Here is a 16,095-nt window from a genome sequence, read left to right as displayed (position 1 = left end):
AGTTCAGCCATGGGCGCCGCCATGCGCAGCCGCACGCTTGTGTTCGCCGCGTTGACCGTCGGTCTGATGACGTCGGCCGGTGGCGCTCGTGCGCAGGACGATGCATCCACCGCACCGCAGCCGAAGCGGACGGTACTCGACAAGCACGACCAGAGCGGCGTGCCCGGCAAGGAGATCGTGATCGGCACCGCCGAGCTGCCCGCGGGCGCGATCATCGGCTGGCACTCCCACGCGGGCGACGAATCGGGCTACGTGCTACGGGGCAACCTCGTGCTCAAGACCCGTGGCAAGCCGGATCAGGTGCTCAAGGCCGGCGACCATTTCTTCAACGAGCGTGGCGCCGTGCACAGCCTGGCCGCCGCGCCGGGCAGTGAAGGTGGCGCCGCGCTGTCGACCTGGATCGTCGACAAGGGCAAGCCGCTCGCCCAGCCCGCGAAGTAAACCCCGCCCCGACCCTGTAGGAGCGCACCCAGTGCGACCAGCGTCTGGCCAGGGTTGTGACGTCGGGCCGGTCCAGACTCCCATCGCGCACTGGGTGCACTCCTACAGGGGGATTCGCGGTTGTCTAAGACAACGCTAAGCCATTGGTCTGTGCGCATCACCGTCGTGCAACAGAACTGTCAAACGACGAAACCACGCTAGTGCGCTGATTCCAGCCACCACTCAGGCCACCATGTCCATCCTGTCGCGCCGGCGCGCTTCCGCGTCGCTTCCTGCCCTGCGTCCGATTTCCCGCGGTATCCGCCAGTGGCGTACGCCGCTGGGCCTGGCCATGCTCGCCGGCCTGTGCCTGAGCCTGCCGGCCTTCGCCGATGACAACGATGCCGATGCGGCCGCCGCGAAGGCGAATGCGGCCCTGAAGGCGCCCAAGCAGTTGGAGGAAGTGGAGGTGAAGGCCACCACGGGCGGCTCCGCGATCACGCAGGCGCCGACCCAGGCCGACCTCACCATCACGCAGCCGCAATCGATCATCGGCCTGGACTGGATCAGCAACCACGTCTCGCCCACCGCCGACTACGCCACCATCGCCGCCATCGCGCCGAACGTGACCAACGTGAGCCCGGCCGGCCCGGGCCTGGGCGAATCCAAGCAGATGACGCTGCGCGGTTTCAACGACAACCAGTACAACGTCACCTACGACGGCATCCCGTTCGGCGACACCAACGACTTCAGCCACCACACCAGCAGTTACTTCCCGGCGAAGATGCTCGGCCAGGTGCTGATCGATCGCGGCCCGGGCAATGCGAGCACCATCGGCGAGGCGACCTTCGGCGGCACCGTGGCGCTGAGCTCGAAGGACCCGACCGACACGTTCTCGTTCATCCCCACGCAGAGCTTCGGCAGCTACAGCACCTCGCTCACGCACCTGGAAGTGAACTCGGGCAAGCTCGATGACCTCGGTGGCGGCAAGTTCATCGCCAGCGCGCAGTACATGGATACCGACACCGCCAAGACCAACGGCGACATGTCGCGCAAGACCGGCTACATCAAGTACGTGCAGCCGATCGGCGCGAGCACCGAGCTGACCTTCCTCAGCAACTACAACTACATCCGCTTCAACAACCCCAACCTCAGCTCGCTGACGCTGCAGCAGATCGACCAGCTCGGCCGCAACTTCGGCCTCAACGAAGACCGCACCAGCGTCAACTGCGCCTGCTACAACTACCAGACCAAGCAAACCGATCTCGAATACCTCGGCGTGCGCAGCGCGCTGTCGGACCACTGGTCGCTGGACAATAAGGTCTACACGTACGCGTACGACAACACCAGCCACGAGAGCCCCTACGTGGGCACCAAGGCGTCGCCCACCAACATGGGCGGCTACGTCAAGATCAACAACTACCGCGCGTGGGGCGACACGCTGCAGGTGGTGTACGCCGACGACCACGGCCAGTTCCGCACCGGCGGCTGGTACGAATACACCAACAACAATCGCAGCAGCATCGCCATCGATTACGGCCGTGACGGCGCCGTCGACGTGAAGCCGGGTGCGTCCACCTTCGGCACGTTCAACAGCAAGGGCGTGTACAGCGGCCCGTACAAGTACACCATGAAGGACCAGCTGCACACCGGCCAGCTGTATGCGGAATACCAGTGGTACGCCACCGACGGGCTCAGCATCACGCCGGGCGTGAAGTACTTCAACGTGAGCCGCGACATCCAGGCGCCGATCAACCAGACTACCAAGACCCCGCTCTACTACAGCCAGAGCTGGGACAAGACGCTGGGCTACCTCACCGCCAACTACCTGCTGCGCGAGGACTGGAGCATCTACGGCACCGTGGCGCAGGGTTTCCTCACGCCCAACCTCAACCAGTTCTACGTGCCCGACCCGACGCTCAACAACACCAAGCCCACGCAGACGATGAACTACCAGTTCGGCACGGTCTACAAGACCGACCGCTTCAATGCGGATGCCGACGTGTACTTCATCAACTACAAGAACTACCAGTTCTCCACCACCGTGCCGGGCACCACCGAAGCCGTGTACTACCTGGCGCGCGGCGCCTACATCAAGGGCATCGAAGGGCAGGCGACCTATTACGTGGGCGGCGGCGCCAGCGTGTTCGCCAACGGTTCGCTGCAGGACGCCTATTTCAAGGGCTCGAACCTCGACATGCCCAACGTGCCCGAACGCACCGCCGCCATCGGCGTGCTGTACGAGCAGAACGGTTTCTTCGCCTCGCTCTACGACAAGTATTCCGGCGGCCAGAAAGCGTACAACTCCAGCTTCAACCCGGACGTGGCTTCGTCGGTGACCTCCACCATCGGCACCGGCGGTTACTGGCAGGCGGCAATGAGCGTGGGCTACGGCCAGAACCTCACCGGTTCGGTGATCAAGAGCTATAAGATCCGCCTGCAGGTGGACAACCTGTTCGACGCGCACAACCTGGTGATCAACTCGGTGAGCGGCAACGTGGGTTCGTACTACGTGCTGCCGGGCCGCAGCTGGTTCGCTTCCGTGTCGCTGGCGCTCTGATCACCCGGTGCCGACGACGATGATGAAACAAGCCCTCGCTGCACTGTTGCTCGCCACGCCGTTGCTCGCGCATGCCGGCAATCCCTACCTGACCACCCCCCAGGTGAACCAGGCCATGGCTGCCCTGCCCGCGCCCAGCGCGCCGGGCAGCGCGGAAGACCTTGCCGATTACGCCGCCACCGATCGCGCCTTCGCGGCGCGCTCGACCGCGGATTTCACCCGCGCCCAGCAGGAAGAGAAGTTCGACGTGTTCGACTTCGCCGAGGTGATCGGTCCGGGCTTTCGCGCGGACAAGCTGCCCCACGTGGCGGCGCTGTTCAAGGAGGCGGAGCACGAGACCAAGGAAGCGGTGGATCTCTCCAAGAACCACTGGAAGCGTCCCCGTCCCTGTCCCCCGGCTTCGGCCTGCGCGCTGGATCCGGCGAAGGCGGCCAAGAAGAGCTACGGCTATCCCAGCGGCCATTCCAGCCGCGCCACGGTGGACGCGATCCTGCTGGTGCAGCTGTTTCCGCAGGATGCGGACGCCATCATGCAGGAGTCGCGCGACATCGGCTGGCGTCGCGTGGTGAAGGGCGTGCACACCCTGCAGGACATCTATGCCGGACGCGAATTCGGCCAGGCCCTGGCCGGCGACATGCTCGCTTCGCCGGCCATGCAGCATGATCTTGCGGAAGCGCGCGCGGAGCTCAAGGCCGCCGGGCTCGCCGCGCATTGACGATCACGATCGGGAGGAACCCCGCTCAGGGATGAGCACTTACCCGGGACGGTAACAAAACGGCAAGACAATCGTCCGACGCGGCCCGCGCCTTTTGCGCGGGCCTTCGTTTTCGAGGGGAACACGGTGCACATCATCCTGGTGGAAGACGACCTGCAGCTGGGCGCCGCGATCCAGCGCGCACTGGAACGCCTCTCGTACAAGGTCACCTGGCTCACCGACGGCGCCGATGCGGTAGCCGCGATGCAGGAGGCCCTCGCGGACCTCGTGCTGCTCGATCTTGGTCTGCCCGGCAAGGACGGCCTCGACGTGCTGATGGAAGCGCGCCAGAGCCACATCCGCACGCCGGTGCTGATCCTCACGGCACGCGACGCCGTGCAGGCACGCGTGCACGGCCTGGACGCCGGGGCCGACGATTACCTCACCAAGCCGTTCCATCTCGACGAACTCGCTGCGCGCATCCGTTCGCTCACGCGGCGCATGCAGGGCCTGGCGGACAACCGCATCGAAGCCGGCGCCTTGTGCCTGGACCTGGCCACGCTGGAAGTGACCTTCCATGGCAGGAAGGTGGAACTCACGCGCAAGGAACTTACCCTGCTGCAGGCTTTGATGGAGCGCGCCGGCCGCCTGGTCCGCCGCGACACGCTGGAAAGCTCGCTGTACGGCAGCGACAAGGTGGTGGGCGACAGCGCGCTCGACGTACTGGTGCATTCACTGCGGCGCAAGCTCAGTTTCGATGCCATCCAGAACGTGCGCGCGTACGGCTACATGATCCCGCGGGATCCGCAGTGAAGCACGACAGCCTGCGCGGCCGGCTGCGATGGATGATCATCGGGCTGCTGTTGCTGTGCCTGGTGCCGCTGGGCGCCTTCAGCTTCCGGCGCACCAGCGCCGAGATGGCGCAGCTCTCCGATGCGCGCCTCGCGGAAGCGGCCCACACCATCGCCGCCATCATCCAGCAGGCCGGCGTGGACACCTTCGTCGGTCGTGAAGGCATCCTGGTGCCGGTGCGCAAGCGCAGTGAAGTGCGCGCGGCCGGCGACGTGGCGACCAATGAATCGGTCGTCGGTTTCCAGGTCTTCGACAGGCAGGGCCGGCTGGTGCTCGGCACGGCCAACCTGATGACGCTACCGGCCACGCCCGACGACCACTCGGCCTATCACGACCTGAAGAAGCAGCACCATGTGTGGCGCGCCTTCAGCTATGTCGATCCCGCCAGCCAATATGTGATCCGCGTGGCCGACCGTTACGACAGCCGCGAGGAGATCGTGCATGCGCTGTGGCTGGAGCACGGCCTGCCTTTCCTGCTCGGTCTGCCGGTGCTGGCCTTGCTGGTGGGCTGGGCCGTGGCGCGCGGCTTGCGGCCCCTCGCCTCGCTGACCACGGCGCTGTCGCTGCGCGAACCGGGCAGCCGCGAGCGCATCGTCTTGCCGCGTGCGCCGCTGGAACTCCGCCCCGTGCTCGCGGCGCTCAACGAACAGCTCGCGCGGCAGGAGGATGCGCTGGAACGCGAGCGCCGTTTCAGCGCCGACGTGGCGCACGAACTGCGCACGCCGCTGGCCTCGATCATGCTCAACCTCGAAAGCGCGATGGAAACCGTCGACCTCGACGAAATCCACGACAGCGTCGCGGGCGCACACGGCAGTGCCGCAGCGCTCGCGCATCGCATCGAGCAACTGCTGGCGCTGGCCAAGCTCGAAGTGGGCGCGGCGTCGAGCCGCCCGGTCGCGGTGGATCTGCTGCGCATCGCCGACCATGTCGTCGACGAATTCCGGCCGGTGATCGAGGACCGCGGCGTGCAGCTCGCCTTCGCCGAACGCAGCGACGCGGTGCTGGTGCAAGGCTACGAGCCCGCGCTCGTCGCACTCTTGCGCAACCTGCTGGAGAACTCGCTGCGCTATGTGCCGCGCGGAGGTCGCATCCAGCTCGCCATCACGCATGGCCGGCAGGAGGCGACGCTGGAAGTGATCGACGACGGCCCGGGCATTCCCGTCGAACGCAGGCACGCGGTGTTCGCGCGCTTTCATCGCGAAACCGGCAGCCGCGGTGAAGGCTATGGCCTCGGGCTCTCCATCGTGGCGCGCGCGGCAAGCCTGCATCGCGCATCGATCGAACTGCTCGACTCGCCACTGGGGCGCGGCCTGCGCGTGCGCGTGTCGATTCCGCTGGTATGTCCGTAAGGCCCGGCGATTCAGTTGCCGTTTCGCGTTCCGGCTGAACAAGCCCAACGCGAGCTGAAAGATGCGATGCATGGACGGCCCTCGTGCGTGAAACGCAGGCTCCGCGAAAGACTGGTGTGCAACGGTGTGCTCCCCGTCCTGGTGACGAGGATTCCCGCCACTCGATGAAGAGGCCAGCCATGCAATCCCTGAAGTACGCAGCCCTCCTGACCCTGATGGTTGCCGCCCCCGTGTTTGCCGCGCCGCAGGCGCACGGCGGACACATGCCGACGGATCACGGCAACATGAGCACCGACAAGGACATCCACGGCGACACCGTGTCCGCGATGAGCAAGACGGCCAAGGCCGACGACGAGAAGGTCGGCCCGGCGGTAAGCGACGTCGCCCAGGACAAGGCCAAGGGCAAGGGCCTGACCAAGACCAAGACGCACGGCCACGGGCATTGATCCGTTGCGCGGTGAAGGCGCCAGCGACGCCTTCACCGCGCGGCGTCAGCTACCGGGGTGGTAGCTGCGCTCCGTGTGCTGCTTGAGGTCCTCCGGCCAGAAATACACCGGGCGCAGGTTGCCGGTGGTGTAGCGCTCGGCTTCGTCGTTGAAGTGCGGCGAAGCCGGATGACCGCTTTCGCCGCCCGCGGTGATCGCACGCGCGCGCACCTTGTCGCCGAATTCCACCACCGCGACGAAGCTGTTGCCGCTGGTGCCGTAGTAGCGGCGCGTGCCCGGCCAGCGATGCGCGCCGAACGATGCCAGCGAACCCCAGCGCGATGACGTGAACGGCACCGGGATGCTCGGCTTGCTGTCATCGAACGGTTGCTGCAGGTCGCTGTTGAGGCGCTGGTAGCGGTTCACCTCGCCCCACGGCACGCCCCAGCTGCCAAAGTCCTTCTCCAGGCGATCGGCTGCTTCGGCGAGTGCGTCGAGGCGCGCCTTCGCTCCGGCGCGCTCGGCCATGATGTCGTAGACCGACAGGCCTTCGGACACGTCGGACTTGTCCACCTTGTCCCACAGCGTGTCGCCCCAGAACACCGCCAGCGAGGTCGGCATCGAAGCGATGCCCCAGCGAAAGTCCCAGCCGCGCAGCAGGGCGATCGGGCCGGCGAGTTTCTTCTTCAGCGGATCGGCCGCAGGCAGCTTGTCGTAGTCGGCCAGCAGGATCGGCAGCTGTCGCGCGAACGCAGGCAGGTACGAGTCAAACGCCGAGGTGATCAGCGACGCCATGGTGAAGTCGTGCTTGTCGCTCAGCACCATGGTCGCGTGGATGCCACGCGGGTTCTCGCCCACGCTGTCCATGTAGCGCGGATAGCTCTCGCGCTTGGGGCTGTATGCGCCAGCGGCGGAATAGGGCCAGTTGTTGGTGTTCATGATCCAGCCATTGGCCGGATTCAGCAGGTGCGGCGCGGCATCGAGCGGCAGCAGGCCCTGCCAGTCGGTGGCGGGATCGCTGCCATCCACCGGCTTGGTGTAATCGAAGCGGTTGTCCCGCTTGGGGATGAACTGCGGATGCAGATAGGCGATGTCGCCCTTGTCGTCCGCGAAGATGGTGTTGTTCGACGAGTTGGCCTTGAGCTCGGCGATCTTCATGAAGCTGGTGAAGTCGTTCGCCTTGGTGCGCAGCCAGCTCTGTTCCAGCGCTTCCATCGGCTTGTTCATCAGCGCGGTGGCGATCCACTTGCCGTCCTGCTCGCGCACCACCGGGCCGTGATGCGTGGCATAGGTGGTGAAGCTGCGCTCACCCTTCGAGCCGTCCGCCTTGCGGTACGCCACGCGGATCGTGCGCGTGGTGACCGGGCGAAGCTCCTTGCCGTAGCGATAGCTCAGCTTGCCGCCATCGCGCTGGATGGTCTCGGCAAATTCGTCCACCACGTCGGCGGTGGTGGAGGTATGCATCCAGCCGATGTGCTTGTTGAAACCCTGGTAGATGAAGAACTGCCCCCAGGTCACCGCGCCGTAGGCATCGAGGCCGGCATCGCTGCTCATCTGCAATTCGGAACGGAAGAAGAACGAGGTGTGCGGATTGATCAGCAGCAGCGCATGACCATCGGCGGTGAGCCTGGGCGCGATGGCGATGCCGTTGGAACCCGTGGGCTCGACCCAGCTCGACGGCGTGTCGACGAACGCGACCTTGTCGCCGGTCTTGCCGTAGAACGCCTGCAGATCCTTCAGCGAGACGCGCTCGATGTCGCCGCCGATGCTGCCCTCACTGAAACTCAGCGCCATCCACGGCTCGAAGTGCGTGATCACGCGCGGATGCACGTCCGGATGCGTGGCCAGGTAATAGTTGAGGCCATCCGCCCAGGCATTCATCAGCTCCTTCAGCCAGCCGGGACTCTTCGCGTAGAGACGCTTGAGCTCCACCGGATCGATCCACAGCTGCTGGCGCAGATCGGACCAGATCGCCTGCTCGCCTTCCGCCTGCGCGAGCCAGCCCAGCGAATTGAGGTAGTTGGTCTCGACGCGATTGAAGTCGTCTTCGGCCTGCGTATAGGCCATGCCGAATACCGCATCCGCATCGGTCTTGCCGTGCACGTGGGCGATGCCCCAGTCGTCGCGGGTGATGGTGACGGCCTTCGCTTCGGCCTGCCAGCGCGCGGCGTCCTGGGTTTGTGCCGAAGCGGTCGTACCCAGAGCGAGAAGCACGGCAAAGTAGAGCGACTGCATGGCGTGGTGACGCGAGAACTTGAAGGTTGGCTTGATGGTCACGTGGTCGGTTCTCATAGGGCTCTGTCGTGGCGTCGTGCGTGCGCTCACCGCGCCCCTCTCCGCCGTCATCCCGGCGCAGGCCGGGATGACGAGCAATCAGGGCATCGCGTAGCTGTTGTTGCTGCGGTCCGCGTCAGGCAGCTTGTGATCCGGATCGAGCGTGAGCTTGCTGATGCGCTTGCTGGTGTGCAACGCCAGCTTGGGCGTCACGCTCTGGCGCCACGCCTCCACCGGCACGCGTTCATCCTCATGCGTGCCGTCAGCGAAGTCGATGCGCAGCGTGGCCGGCATCACCAGCTTCTGCCGGCTACCCAGCGTCACCATCGCGCCCTTGGACGGATCGTTGTCCACGTAGCTGGCAGCACTCACGCCCATGTCGAGCTGCCAGTTGTTGAGATACCAGCCCCGCCACCACCACGAAAGGTCCTCGCCCGCTTCGCTGCTCATGAAGCGGAAGAAGTCCGACGGCGATGGATGGTGATACGCCCACGTGGCGATGTATTTGCGGAAGGCCGGATCGAAACGCTCGGGACCCAGGATCTGCTCGCGCAGCAGCACCAGACCCAACGCGCCCTTGAAGTAGCTCACCGAGTGCCGGTACTTCTCGGACACCGAGTCGGCCGGCGCCATCATCGTCGGCGCGTTCGGATCGGCCAGCAACGGCAGGATCTCATCGACCGGATTGCCGCCCTTGGGCGCGTACTCGCTGTCGCGCTTGGGCGCGAATTCGCCCTTGTTGAAAGCGTCGGACGCGTACACGTCGATGAAGGTGTTGAAGCCTTCGTCCATGAACGCGTGGCGACGCTCGTCCGAGCCCACGATCATCGGGAACCAGGTGTGCCCGATCTCGTGTGCCGTGATCCAGAACAGCATCGGGCCCTTGTCGTCGTAGCCATCGAACACGATGCCCGGATACTCCATGCCCGCGCCGTGCCCGCCGAGGTTCACCGCGGCGGGCCAGGGGTACGGATACCACTTGGACGAGAAGTGCTCGATCGCGCCCTTCACGTACTCGGTCGAGCGATTCCACTGGTCCTTGCCCACGCCCTCCACCGGATACACCGACATCGCCAGCGAGTGCTTGCCGTCGGGCAGGTTGATGCGGGCGGCGTCCCACACGAAGGCGGGCGACGCGGCAAAGGCCACGTCACGCGTGTGATCCATGTGGAAGCGCCAGGTGAGCGTGCCGCTCTGCTTGGGACGGCTGGACGGCTCGTTCACTTCCTGCGGCGAGCGGATCATCACCGTGGCATCGCTCTGCGCGGCCTGGGCGAGACGCTGCTGCTGCGCGGAGGTGAGTACGTCCTTGGCATTGGTGAGCGCACCCGAACCGGCCACCAGGTAGTTCCACGGCACGGTGACGGCGTAGTCGATGTCGCCGTATTCCAGATAGAACTCCGAGCCCAGGTAGGGCAGCGTGTCCCAGCCGCGCAGGTCGTCGTACACCGCCATGCGCGGGAACCACTGCGCGATTTCGTAGATGTCGCCGTTCTTCGTCGGCGTCACCGCGGTGCGGCCGCCCCAGGTGCCGGGCACGGTGTAGTGGTAGAGGATGCGCAGCTTCAGCTGCTTGCCGTTGCCCCCAAGCACCTGCGGAAGGTCGACGCGCAGGCGTGTGTCGTCGACCAGGAAATGCACCGGCTTGCCATCCACTTCCACCGCGTCGAGCTGGTAGCCGTCGGTGAAATCCTTGCGCGGGCGCGGCGATGTGAGCGAGCCACGCGAGTCGCGACGGTAGGCGTTCTGGTCCAGCTGCACCCACAGCACGTCGAGCGCATCGGGGCTGTGGTTGGTATAGGTGATGGTTTCATCGCCACGCAGGGTATGCGTCGCGGGGTCGATCTCGGCCTGGATGGCGTAATCCACGCGGTTCTGCCAGAACAGCGGGCCGGGCTTGCCTGCGCCGCCACGGAACGCGTTGGGCGCATGCGGCAGGGAAAGCGGTGCAAACAGCGCCTGGGGGTCGAAGGCGGCGTCCGTGCCGTCGGCGAATACGGGCGCGTTCACGGCGCCGGCCACGAGCAGGCCCGCCGCGACGCGGCCGGCCAGGACGAGTTTCTTCATCGGTTTTCCTCGAGCTCCCCAGGATCTTCACCGGACACTATAGGAACCGCCTGGGCGGATGAACCGGGCCAATCGTCATGGTGCGGGGCCGTGAACCGGTGTCCCACGGCGAGGGACGGTAGAATGGCGGCATGAGTACCCCCGAACATTCCCCCCTCGGCAAGACTACCGTCTACGCCGACCGCTACGACCCTGCCCTGCTTTTCCCCATCCCGCGCAGCGCCAAGCGCGACGAGATCGGCGTCACCCAGCCGCTGCCGTTCCATGGCATCGACATCTGGAACGCCTACGAACTCTCCTGGCTGGATGCGCGCGGCAAGCCGGTGGCCGCGCTGGCCGAATTCCGCATCCCCGCCGAATCGCCGAACATCATCGAGTCGAAGTCGTTCAAGCTGTACCTCAACGGCTTCTCGCAGGAACGCATGGCCAGCACCGACGCCCTGCTGGCGGCGCTGCTGCGCGATCTCTCCGCCGCCGCCGGCGCACCCGTGCAGGTGCTGCTGACCGAGCCACGCGCGAAGGGACATGCCACCACCGATCTGGCCGGCGAATCCATCGACGGCCAGGACCTGGAAATCAGCGACTACGGCCCGCCGCGCGCCGACTACCTCAAGGCCGATGCCGCGCTTGCCGTCCTGGAAGAAACACTGGTCTCGGACCTGCTGCGCTCCAATTGCCCGGTGACTGGCCAGCCCGACTGGGGCAGCGTGCAGATCCGCTATCGCGGTGCGCCGATCGACCGCGAGGGCCTGCTGCGCTACCTCGTTTCCTTCCGCAACCACAACGAATTCCACGAGCAATGCGTGGAACGCATCTTCGTGGATGTGATGGCGCGTTGCCGGCCGGAACAGCTCAGCGTGTATGCGCGTTACACGCGGCGCGGTGGCCTGGATATCAACCCCTATCGCAGCACGGGGACGGAAACGCCGGACAATCCGCGCGGAGCGCGGCAATAACGCGATGTTCACTTGTTGCACCCGTGCCAGTCATGCATCGCGTGAGACGCTCGGTAACCGTGGCTTCAGTCCCACGGGACTAGCCTGTCCCATACGAGGCGCCCGGCAATCGGCTTCGCCGGTCGGGTGTGTGTTCCGCCACCAGCCACGGGGTCAGTCATGAGAATTCAGGCACGCAACACCGCTCTGTACTGCGCGACCCTTGCCGGCCTGCTGATGCTCAGCGCGTGCGGCAAGAAGGACGAGCAGCAAACCAACACGCCACCACCGGGCGCACCTGCCGCCAGCGCCCCGGCGCCGGCCACACCGGCGCCGACCTCCACGACATTGCCGACGCCTGCGCCCAGCACCACGCCGGCACCAACCGGCACGACGCCCGCTCCTGCCACGACGTCTGGCAAATCCGCGAGCCTCAAGCCCGCCGACAACATCAAGGTCACCTCCGTGACCATCGGCAGCGCGGTCGATGCTTCACTGGCGATCAGCCGCGAGCAGCGCAGCTTCAAGCCGCAGGACAAGGACATCTACGCGAGCGTCGCCACCACCGGCAACACCGACAACGCGACGTTGAATGCCAAGTGGAGCTACGTGGAGGGCAAGGAACAGCCGTTCAGCACCACCAGCGAGTCCATCGCCACGACGGGACCGGCGGTCACCACGTTCAAGGTGGAAAACCCGAATGCGTGGCCGCAGGGCAGGTACAAGGTGGAGATCTCGCTCAACGGGCGGACCGTGGCCAGCGAGGATTTCATCGTCCGCGGCTGAGTGCTTTACGCCATGAGCGAAAAGGCGCCCTCGGGCGCCTTTTCGTTTTTACGGCCGCTGCGCGCGCTTCAAAGCACGGCCTTCACCTTGTGCAACCGGATGCCGGCCGCCAGCTGCAGCACGCCGTAAACCAGCGCCGCCACTCCGATCCACACCGCGATGGTGAGCAATCCCGCGCCGGGATAGGCAATGAACAGACCGCCCAGGAGAATGGCCAGCACGCCACTGAGCGCGATCATCCATTCGCCTTCGATCTCCTTGCGCACGCGGATCGCGAACACGATGCGGTAGATGCCGGCCACGATCAGCCATACCGCGAGGAAGATCAGCAGCACGCTCACCACCGCCAGCGGATGCCAGATCGCCAGCAGCCCGAACACGATGGACGCGAGGGCATAGAGCACGAGCCAACCCCGCGAGATCGCAACCTCGCGGTTGAACAACGCAAACACGCTGACGATGCCTTCGGCCAGCGACATCACGCCGAATGCCCAGGCCAAGGCGATCACGGTAGTGCCTGGCCACAACAGCGCGCTCAATCCAAACAGGATCGAGATCGCCCCGTAGATGATCAGCAGCCAACCGGTACGGCCCACCCCTTTGCGTAATGCAAATGCCATGACGCGACCCTCCTTGCTGTTTGGGAAGCGGCCACTTGGCCGCCGTCTTTTGTCTCGGCCCGTGTTTGGGCGCAGCCCAGCGCTGTCGCCCGAAACACCGAGACGCATCGACGCATCTTTCATGTCGACGTGACGCGAACGTCGCATCACATCTCATGCCGCCGGGCAACGCGAAGACTCATCAGCGACACGAAGGAAACGCGTCCTTAACTGCGGCACTGCTCGAATCGATACCGCAATGCGCATTGCATCTCTTCCACCTTCATGAGGTAAGACCAAATGAATCAGGACACCATCCAGGGCAATTGGAAGCAGCTCAGCGGCAAGATCAAGAAGCAATGGGGCAAGCTGACGGATGACGACCTGAAGGTCGCCGAAGGCAACGCCGAATATCTCTCGGGCAGGTTGCAGGAGCGCTATGGCATGGCGCGCGACGAGGCCGACAAGCAGGTCAAGGATTTCGAGAAAGAGATCCGGCACCACTGATCGTCCCGGGGAAGCCCTCTCCCCCACAGGGGGAGAGGGCCCGACGACCGGGCTCGCCGCAACGACGCAGCGGGCTCAATCGTTCGCGCAGAACAGGTCGAACAGCTTTGCCATGAGTGCGTGCACGCGCTCGTCGCTGATCACGTAGTAGATCGACTGTCCCTCGCGTCGCCCGGCAACGAGGCCATCGCGCCGCAGCAGCGACAGGTGTTGCGAGACGGCGCTCTGCGCCAGGTCGAGCGACGTTGCCAGGTCGTTGACCGAGCGCTCTCCTTCCAGCAGTTCGCACAACAGCATGAGCCGGTTCGGGCTGCCCATGGCCTTGAGTATCGCCACCGCTTCATCGGCGTGACGCTGCATGGACGCCGTGTCGATGGTCGGCTTGCGGCGTCGTACTGCAGCGGATTTTGCGGAGCGGTTCATCGCGATCGGTTTCGTCAAAAGGCGTTGAGGGGAATCTTCAGGTAGCTGATGCCGTTGTCGTCCGCCGCAGGCAACTGCCCGGCGCGCATGTTCACCTGCACCGACGGCAGCAGCAGGCGCGGCACCGGCAGCGTGGCGTCGCGGCTCTCGCGCAGCTGCACGAAAGCCTGCTCGTCGATGCCCTCGCGCACATGGACGTTGCCGCTCAATTCCTGGGCCACGGTGGTCTCGTAGGAAAACACATCGCGCCCCGGCGCCTTGTAGTCGTGGCACAGGAACACCCGGGTGGACGGCGGCAACGCGAAGATCCGCTGGATCGAGCGATAAAGCGTGCGCGCGTCGCCGCCGGGAAAGTCGCAACGCGCCGTGCCGTAGTCCGGCATGAACAACGTATCGCCCACGAAGGCGGCATCGCCGATCACGTGCGTCATGCATGCCGGGGTATGACCCGGCGTGTGCAGGGCCACCGCGTCGATGCTGCCCAGTGTGTAACGTTCGCCATCCTTGAACAGGTGATCGAACTGGCTGCCGTCGCGCGAGAACGCGGGCCCCGCATTGAACAGCTCGCCGAATACCCGCTGTACCTCACGGATGTGTTCGCCAATCGCCAATCGACCACCCAGCCGCGACTTCACATAGGGCGCCGCCGACAGATGGTCCGCATGCACATGGGTGTCGATCACCCATTCCAGCGTAAGGCCGTTCGACTCGATGAAGCCGATCATGGCGTCCGCCGAATCGTGCCGGATGCGTCCGGAGGCCGCGTCGTAATCCAGCACGCTGTCGATCACCGCCGCCATGCGCGTGGACGGATCCCACACCACGTAGCTGAAGGTGTTGGTCGACTCGTCGAAAAACGCCTTTACGTCAGGTCGATTCATGGCTTCACCTCATTCGCGTCCGCATTGCGATCCGGCAGCCTCGCCGCCAACCACCAACCCAGCACCATCATGGCCACCAACAGGAACACCGGCGCCAGGCCTGCACCCAGCGAAGCCAGTGCCGGTCCCGGGCAATAGCCGGCGATACCCCAGCCGATGCCGAACAGCGCGGCCCCGAGCAGCAGGCGACCATCGATTCGACGCACGGCAGGCAGCTGGAACGACGCATCGAGCCAGGGTCGCTGCCCACGCCACACCCACCGATAGCCTATCGCGGTGGTCACCACCGCGCCCGCCATCACGAACACCAGGCGCGGATTCCACGCGCCCGCCAGATCGAGAAACCCCAGCACCACGGCAGGCTGCGTCATGCCGGCGAGGGTCAGTCCCAGGCCAAAGAGCACACCTGCCAGCAACGCGGTCCACGCCTTCATGCACCAGCCCCTCCCAGCATATGCCGCATCACGAATGCCGTCGCCATGCTGGTCGCTACGAACACCGCGGTGGCCAGCAGCGATCGTGGCGACAGGCGTGCGATGCCGCATACACCATGGCCGCTCGTGCACCCGCCGCCCAACCGCGTGCCGAACCCCACCAGCAAACCGGCGAGGGCCATCCACGGCCAGCGCACCTGCGGCAAACCGATCCCGCTGTCACCCTGCCACCACTGCAGCAACCACGGCCCCGCCACCAGGCCCACGATGAACGCGATACGCCAAGCGCGATCACCCGCACCGACGACCAGCCCGCCGGCGATGCCGCTGATCCCCGCAATGCGCCCAAGCGCCCCCATCAGCAACACGGCCGATAGCCCGATGAGAACGCCGCCGATCGCGGAAAGCAGCCAGGGATGCATGGGGATGGCTCAAATATTCATATATTCGATTATTTGAATATATATGGGGCGGGGCGGCTGTGCAAAAGTCGAACATTCGAGGAATCGGCGCGGCGCGAAGCGACTCCGATCGGTACCGTGTGCCATAGCCCCGGCGAAGCCGGAAATCCCGACCCGCCGTCCATCCCCTGATGCCGGCCCGGGAATAAAAAACCCTCCCCGGAACCGGGAAGGGTTCTTCACGACTGGCGCGCCCGGAGGGATTCGAACCCCCGACCAATGGCTTCGGAAGCCACTACTCTATCCGGCTGAGCTACGGGCGCATAAGCGTTGCACGGCGTCGAGGCACAGCCTCTTTCGCACGGCGGACGCGCAGTATAGCGGAGTTGGGCGCGAGCGCCCATGCGGGCTTCCCTGGGCTCGCCGGGCGGCCTCCACCCTTCCCTTTCCTGTAGGAGCGCACCCAGTGCGCGATCGCAGCGTTACAA

16 protein-coding genes and 1 tRNA gene are annotated in these 16,095 nt (G+C 65.4%); 9 read left to right on the top strand and 8 right to left on the bottom strand.

The features are described from left to right. The first annotated feature begins 21 nt into the window (after positions 1 to 21). The 6 genes from CA260_RS01250 to CA260_RS01225 all read left to right on the top strand — a co-directional run bounded on the left by CA260_RS01250 (position 22) and on the right by CA260_RS01225 (position 6,321). Positions 22 to 441 (top strand): cupin domain-containing protein, encoded by a 420-nt coding sequence (locus tag CA260_RS01250; RefSeq protein ID WP_172461687.1) that lies wholly within the window; start codon positions 22 to 24, stop codon positions 439 to 441. A gap of 232 nt (positions 442 to 673) precedes the next feature. Then, positions 674 to 2,980: a TonB-dependent receptor gene (locus CA260_RS01245; protein ID WP_111980655.1), complete on the top strand. Its 2,307-nt coding sequence runs from the start codon at positions 674 to 676 to the stop codon at positions 2,978 to 2,980. Between the two features lie 19 nt (positions 2,981 to 2,999). After that, positions 3,000 to 3,695 (top strand): phosphatase PAP2 family protein, encoded by a 696-nt coding sequence (locus CA260_RS01240; protein WP_111980654.1) that lies wholly within the window; start codon positions 3,000 to 3,002, stop codon positions 3,693 to 3,695. Between the two features lie 126 nt (positions 3,696 to 3,821). Then, positions 3,822 to 4,487, top strand: a complete 666-nt coding sequence (locus CA260_RS01235) for a response regulator (RefSeq protein WP_111980653.1) — start codon at positions 3,822 to 3,824, stop codon at positions 4,485 to 4,487. Further along, positions 4,484 to 5,875 (top strand): sensor histidine kinase, encoded by a 1,392-nt coding sequence (locus CA260_RS01230; protein WP_172461686.1) that lies wholly within the window; start codon positions 4,484 to 4,486, stop codon positions 5,873 to 5,875. Before CA260_RS01235 ends, CA260_RS01230 begins: the two co-directional genes overlap by 4 nt. Positions 5,876 to 6,054: 179 nt before the next feature. Beyond that, positions 6,055 to 6,321 (top strand): hypothetical protein, encoded by a 267-nt coding sequence (locus tag CA260_RS01225; protein WP_111980652.1) that lies wholly within the window; start codon positions 6,055 to 6,057, stop codon positions 6,319 to 6,321. 45 nt (positions 6,322 to 6,366) lie between these two features. Here CA260_RS01225 and CA260_RS01220 read toward each other — a convergent pair whose 3' ends face one another. Continuing rightward, on the bottom strand, positions 6,367 to 8,535 hold the full coding sequence (locus tag CA260_RS01220) for a penicillin acylase family protein (protein WP_172461792.1): 2,169 nt from the start codon (positions 8,533 to 8,535) through the stop codon (positions 6,367 to 6,369). Positions 8,536 to 8,673: 138 nt separating this feature from the next. After that, the gene (locus CA260_RS01215) at positions 8,674 to 10,641 is read right to left on the bottom strand and encodes a M1 family metallopeptidase (protein ID WP_111980650.1); all 1,968 of its coding nucleotides are present in this window, start codon (positions 10,639 to 10,641) and stop codon (positions 8,674 to 8,676) included. 131 nt (positions 10,642 to 10,772) lie between these two features. On the opposite strand from CA260_RS01215, the gene queF reads away from it, so the two are divergent. Beyond that, positions 10,773 to 11,597 (top strand): NADPH-dependent 7-cyano-7-deazaguanine reductase QueF, encoded by an 825-nt coding sequence (gene queF, locus CA260_RS01210; protein WP_111980649.1) that lies wholly within the window; start codon positions 10,773 to 10,775, stop codon positions 11,595 to 11,597. Positions 11,598 to 11,756: 159 nt separating this feature from the next. Further along, the gene (locus tag CA260_RS21045) at positions 11,757 to 12,362 is read left to right on the top strand and encodes a hypothetical protein (RefSeq protein ID WP_172461685.1); all 606 of its coding nucleotides are present in this window, start codon (positions 11,757 to 11,759) and stop codon (positions 12,360 to 12,362) included. A gap of 68 nt (positions 12,363 to 12,430) precedes the next feature. Here CA260_RS21045 and CA260_RS01195 read toward each other — a convergent pair whose 3' ends face one another. Continuing rightward, positions 12,431 to 12,982 (bottom strand): HdeD family acid-resistance protein, encoded by a 552-nt coding sequence (locus tag CA260_RS01195; RefSeq protein ID WP_111980646.1) that lies wholly within the window; start codon positions 12,980 to 12,982, stop codon positions 12,431 to 12,433. 279 nt (positions 12,983 to 13,261) lie between these two features. On the opposite strand from CA260_RS01195, the gene CA260_RS01190 reads away from it, so the two are divergent. Beyond that, positions 13,262 to 13,468 carry a CsbD family protein gene (locus CA260_RS01190; protein WP_111980645.1) on the top strand — a complete coding sequence of 69 codons (207 nt, stop codon included), beginning with the start codon at positions 13,262 to 13,264 and terminating at the stop codon, positions 13,466 to 13,468. A 75-nt stretch (positions 13,469 to 13,543) separates the two neighbouring features. On the opposite strand, the gene CA260_RS01185 is transcribed toward CA260_RS01190, so the two are convergent. From CA260_RS01185 to CA260_RS01165, 5 genes are all read right to left on the bottom strand, one after another. Further along, positions 13,544 to 13,891: an ArsR/SmtB family transcription factor gene (locus CA260_RS01185; RefSeq protein ID WP_238149582.1), complete on the bottom strand. Its 348-nt coding sequence runs from the start codon at positions 13,889 to 13,891 to the stop codon at positions 13,544 to 13,546. A gap of 14 nt (positions 13,892 to 13,905) precedes the next feature. Continuing rightward, complete coding sequence (locus CA260_RS01180; RefSeq protein WP_111980644.1) at positions 13,906 to 14,772, bottom strand: MBL fold metallo-hydrolase; 867 nt, start codon at positions 14,770 to 14,772, stop codon at positions 13,906 to 13,908. Beyond that, positions 14,769 to 15,206: a DUF6691 family protein gene (locus CA260_RS01175; protein ID WP_111980643.1), complete on the bottom strand. Its 438-nt coding sequence runs from the start codon at positions 15,204 to 15,206 to the stop codon at positions 14,769 to 14,771. Before CA260_RS01175 ends, CA260_RS01180 begins: the two co-directional genes overlap by 4 nt. After that, positions 15,203 to 15,628, bottom strand: a complete 426-nt coding sequence (locus tag CA260_RS01170) for a YeeE/YedE family protein (RefSeq protein WP_111980642.1) — start codon at positions 15,626 to 15,628, stop codon at positions 15,203 to 15,205. Before CA260_RS01170 ends, CA260_RS01175 begins: the two co-directional genes overlap by 4 nt. A gap of 225 nt (positions 15,629 to 15,853) precedes the next feature. Then, a tRNA-Arg gene (locus tag CA260_RS01165) sits at positions 15,854 to 15,930 on the bottom strand. Positions 15,931 to 16,095 lie beyond the last annotated feature (165 nt).

Origin of the sequence: Dyella jiangningensis (assembly GCF_003264855.1) — a bacterium.
Classification (GTDB): domain Bacteria; phylum Pseudomonadota; class Gammaproteobacteria; order Xanthomonadales; family Rhodanobacteraceae; genus Dyella; species Dyella jiangningensis_C.
The sequence above is the reverse complement of the archived record's forward strand: the minus strand, read 5'-3'. Positions and strand labels throughout refer to the sequence as shown.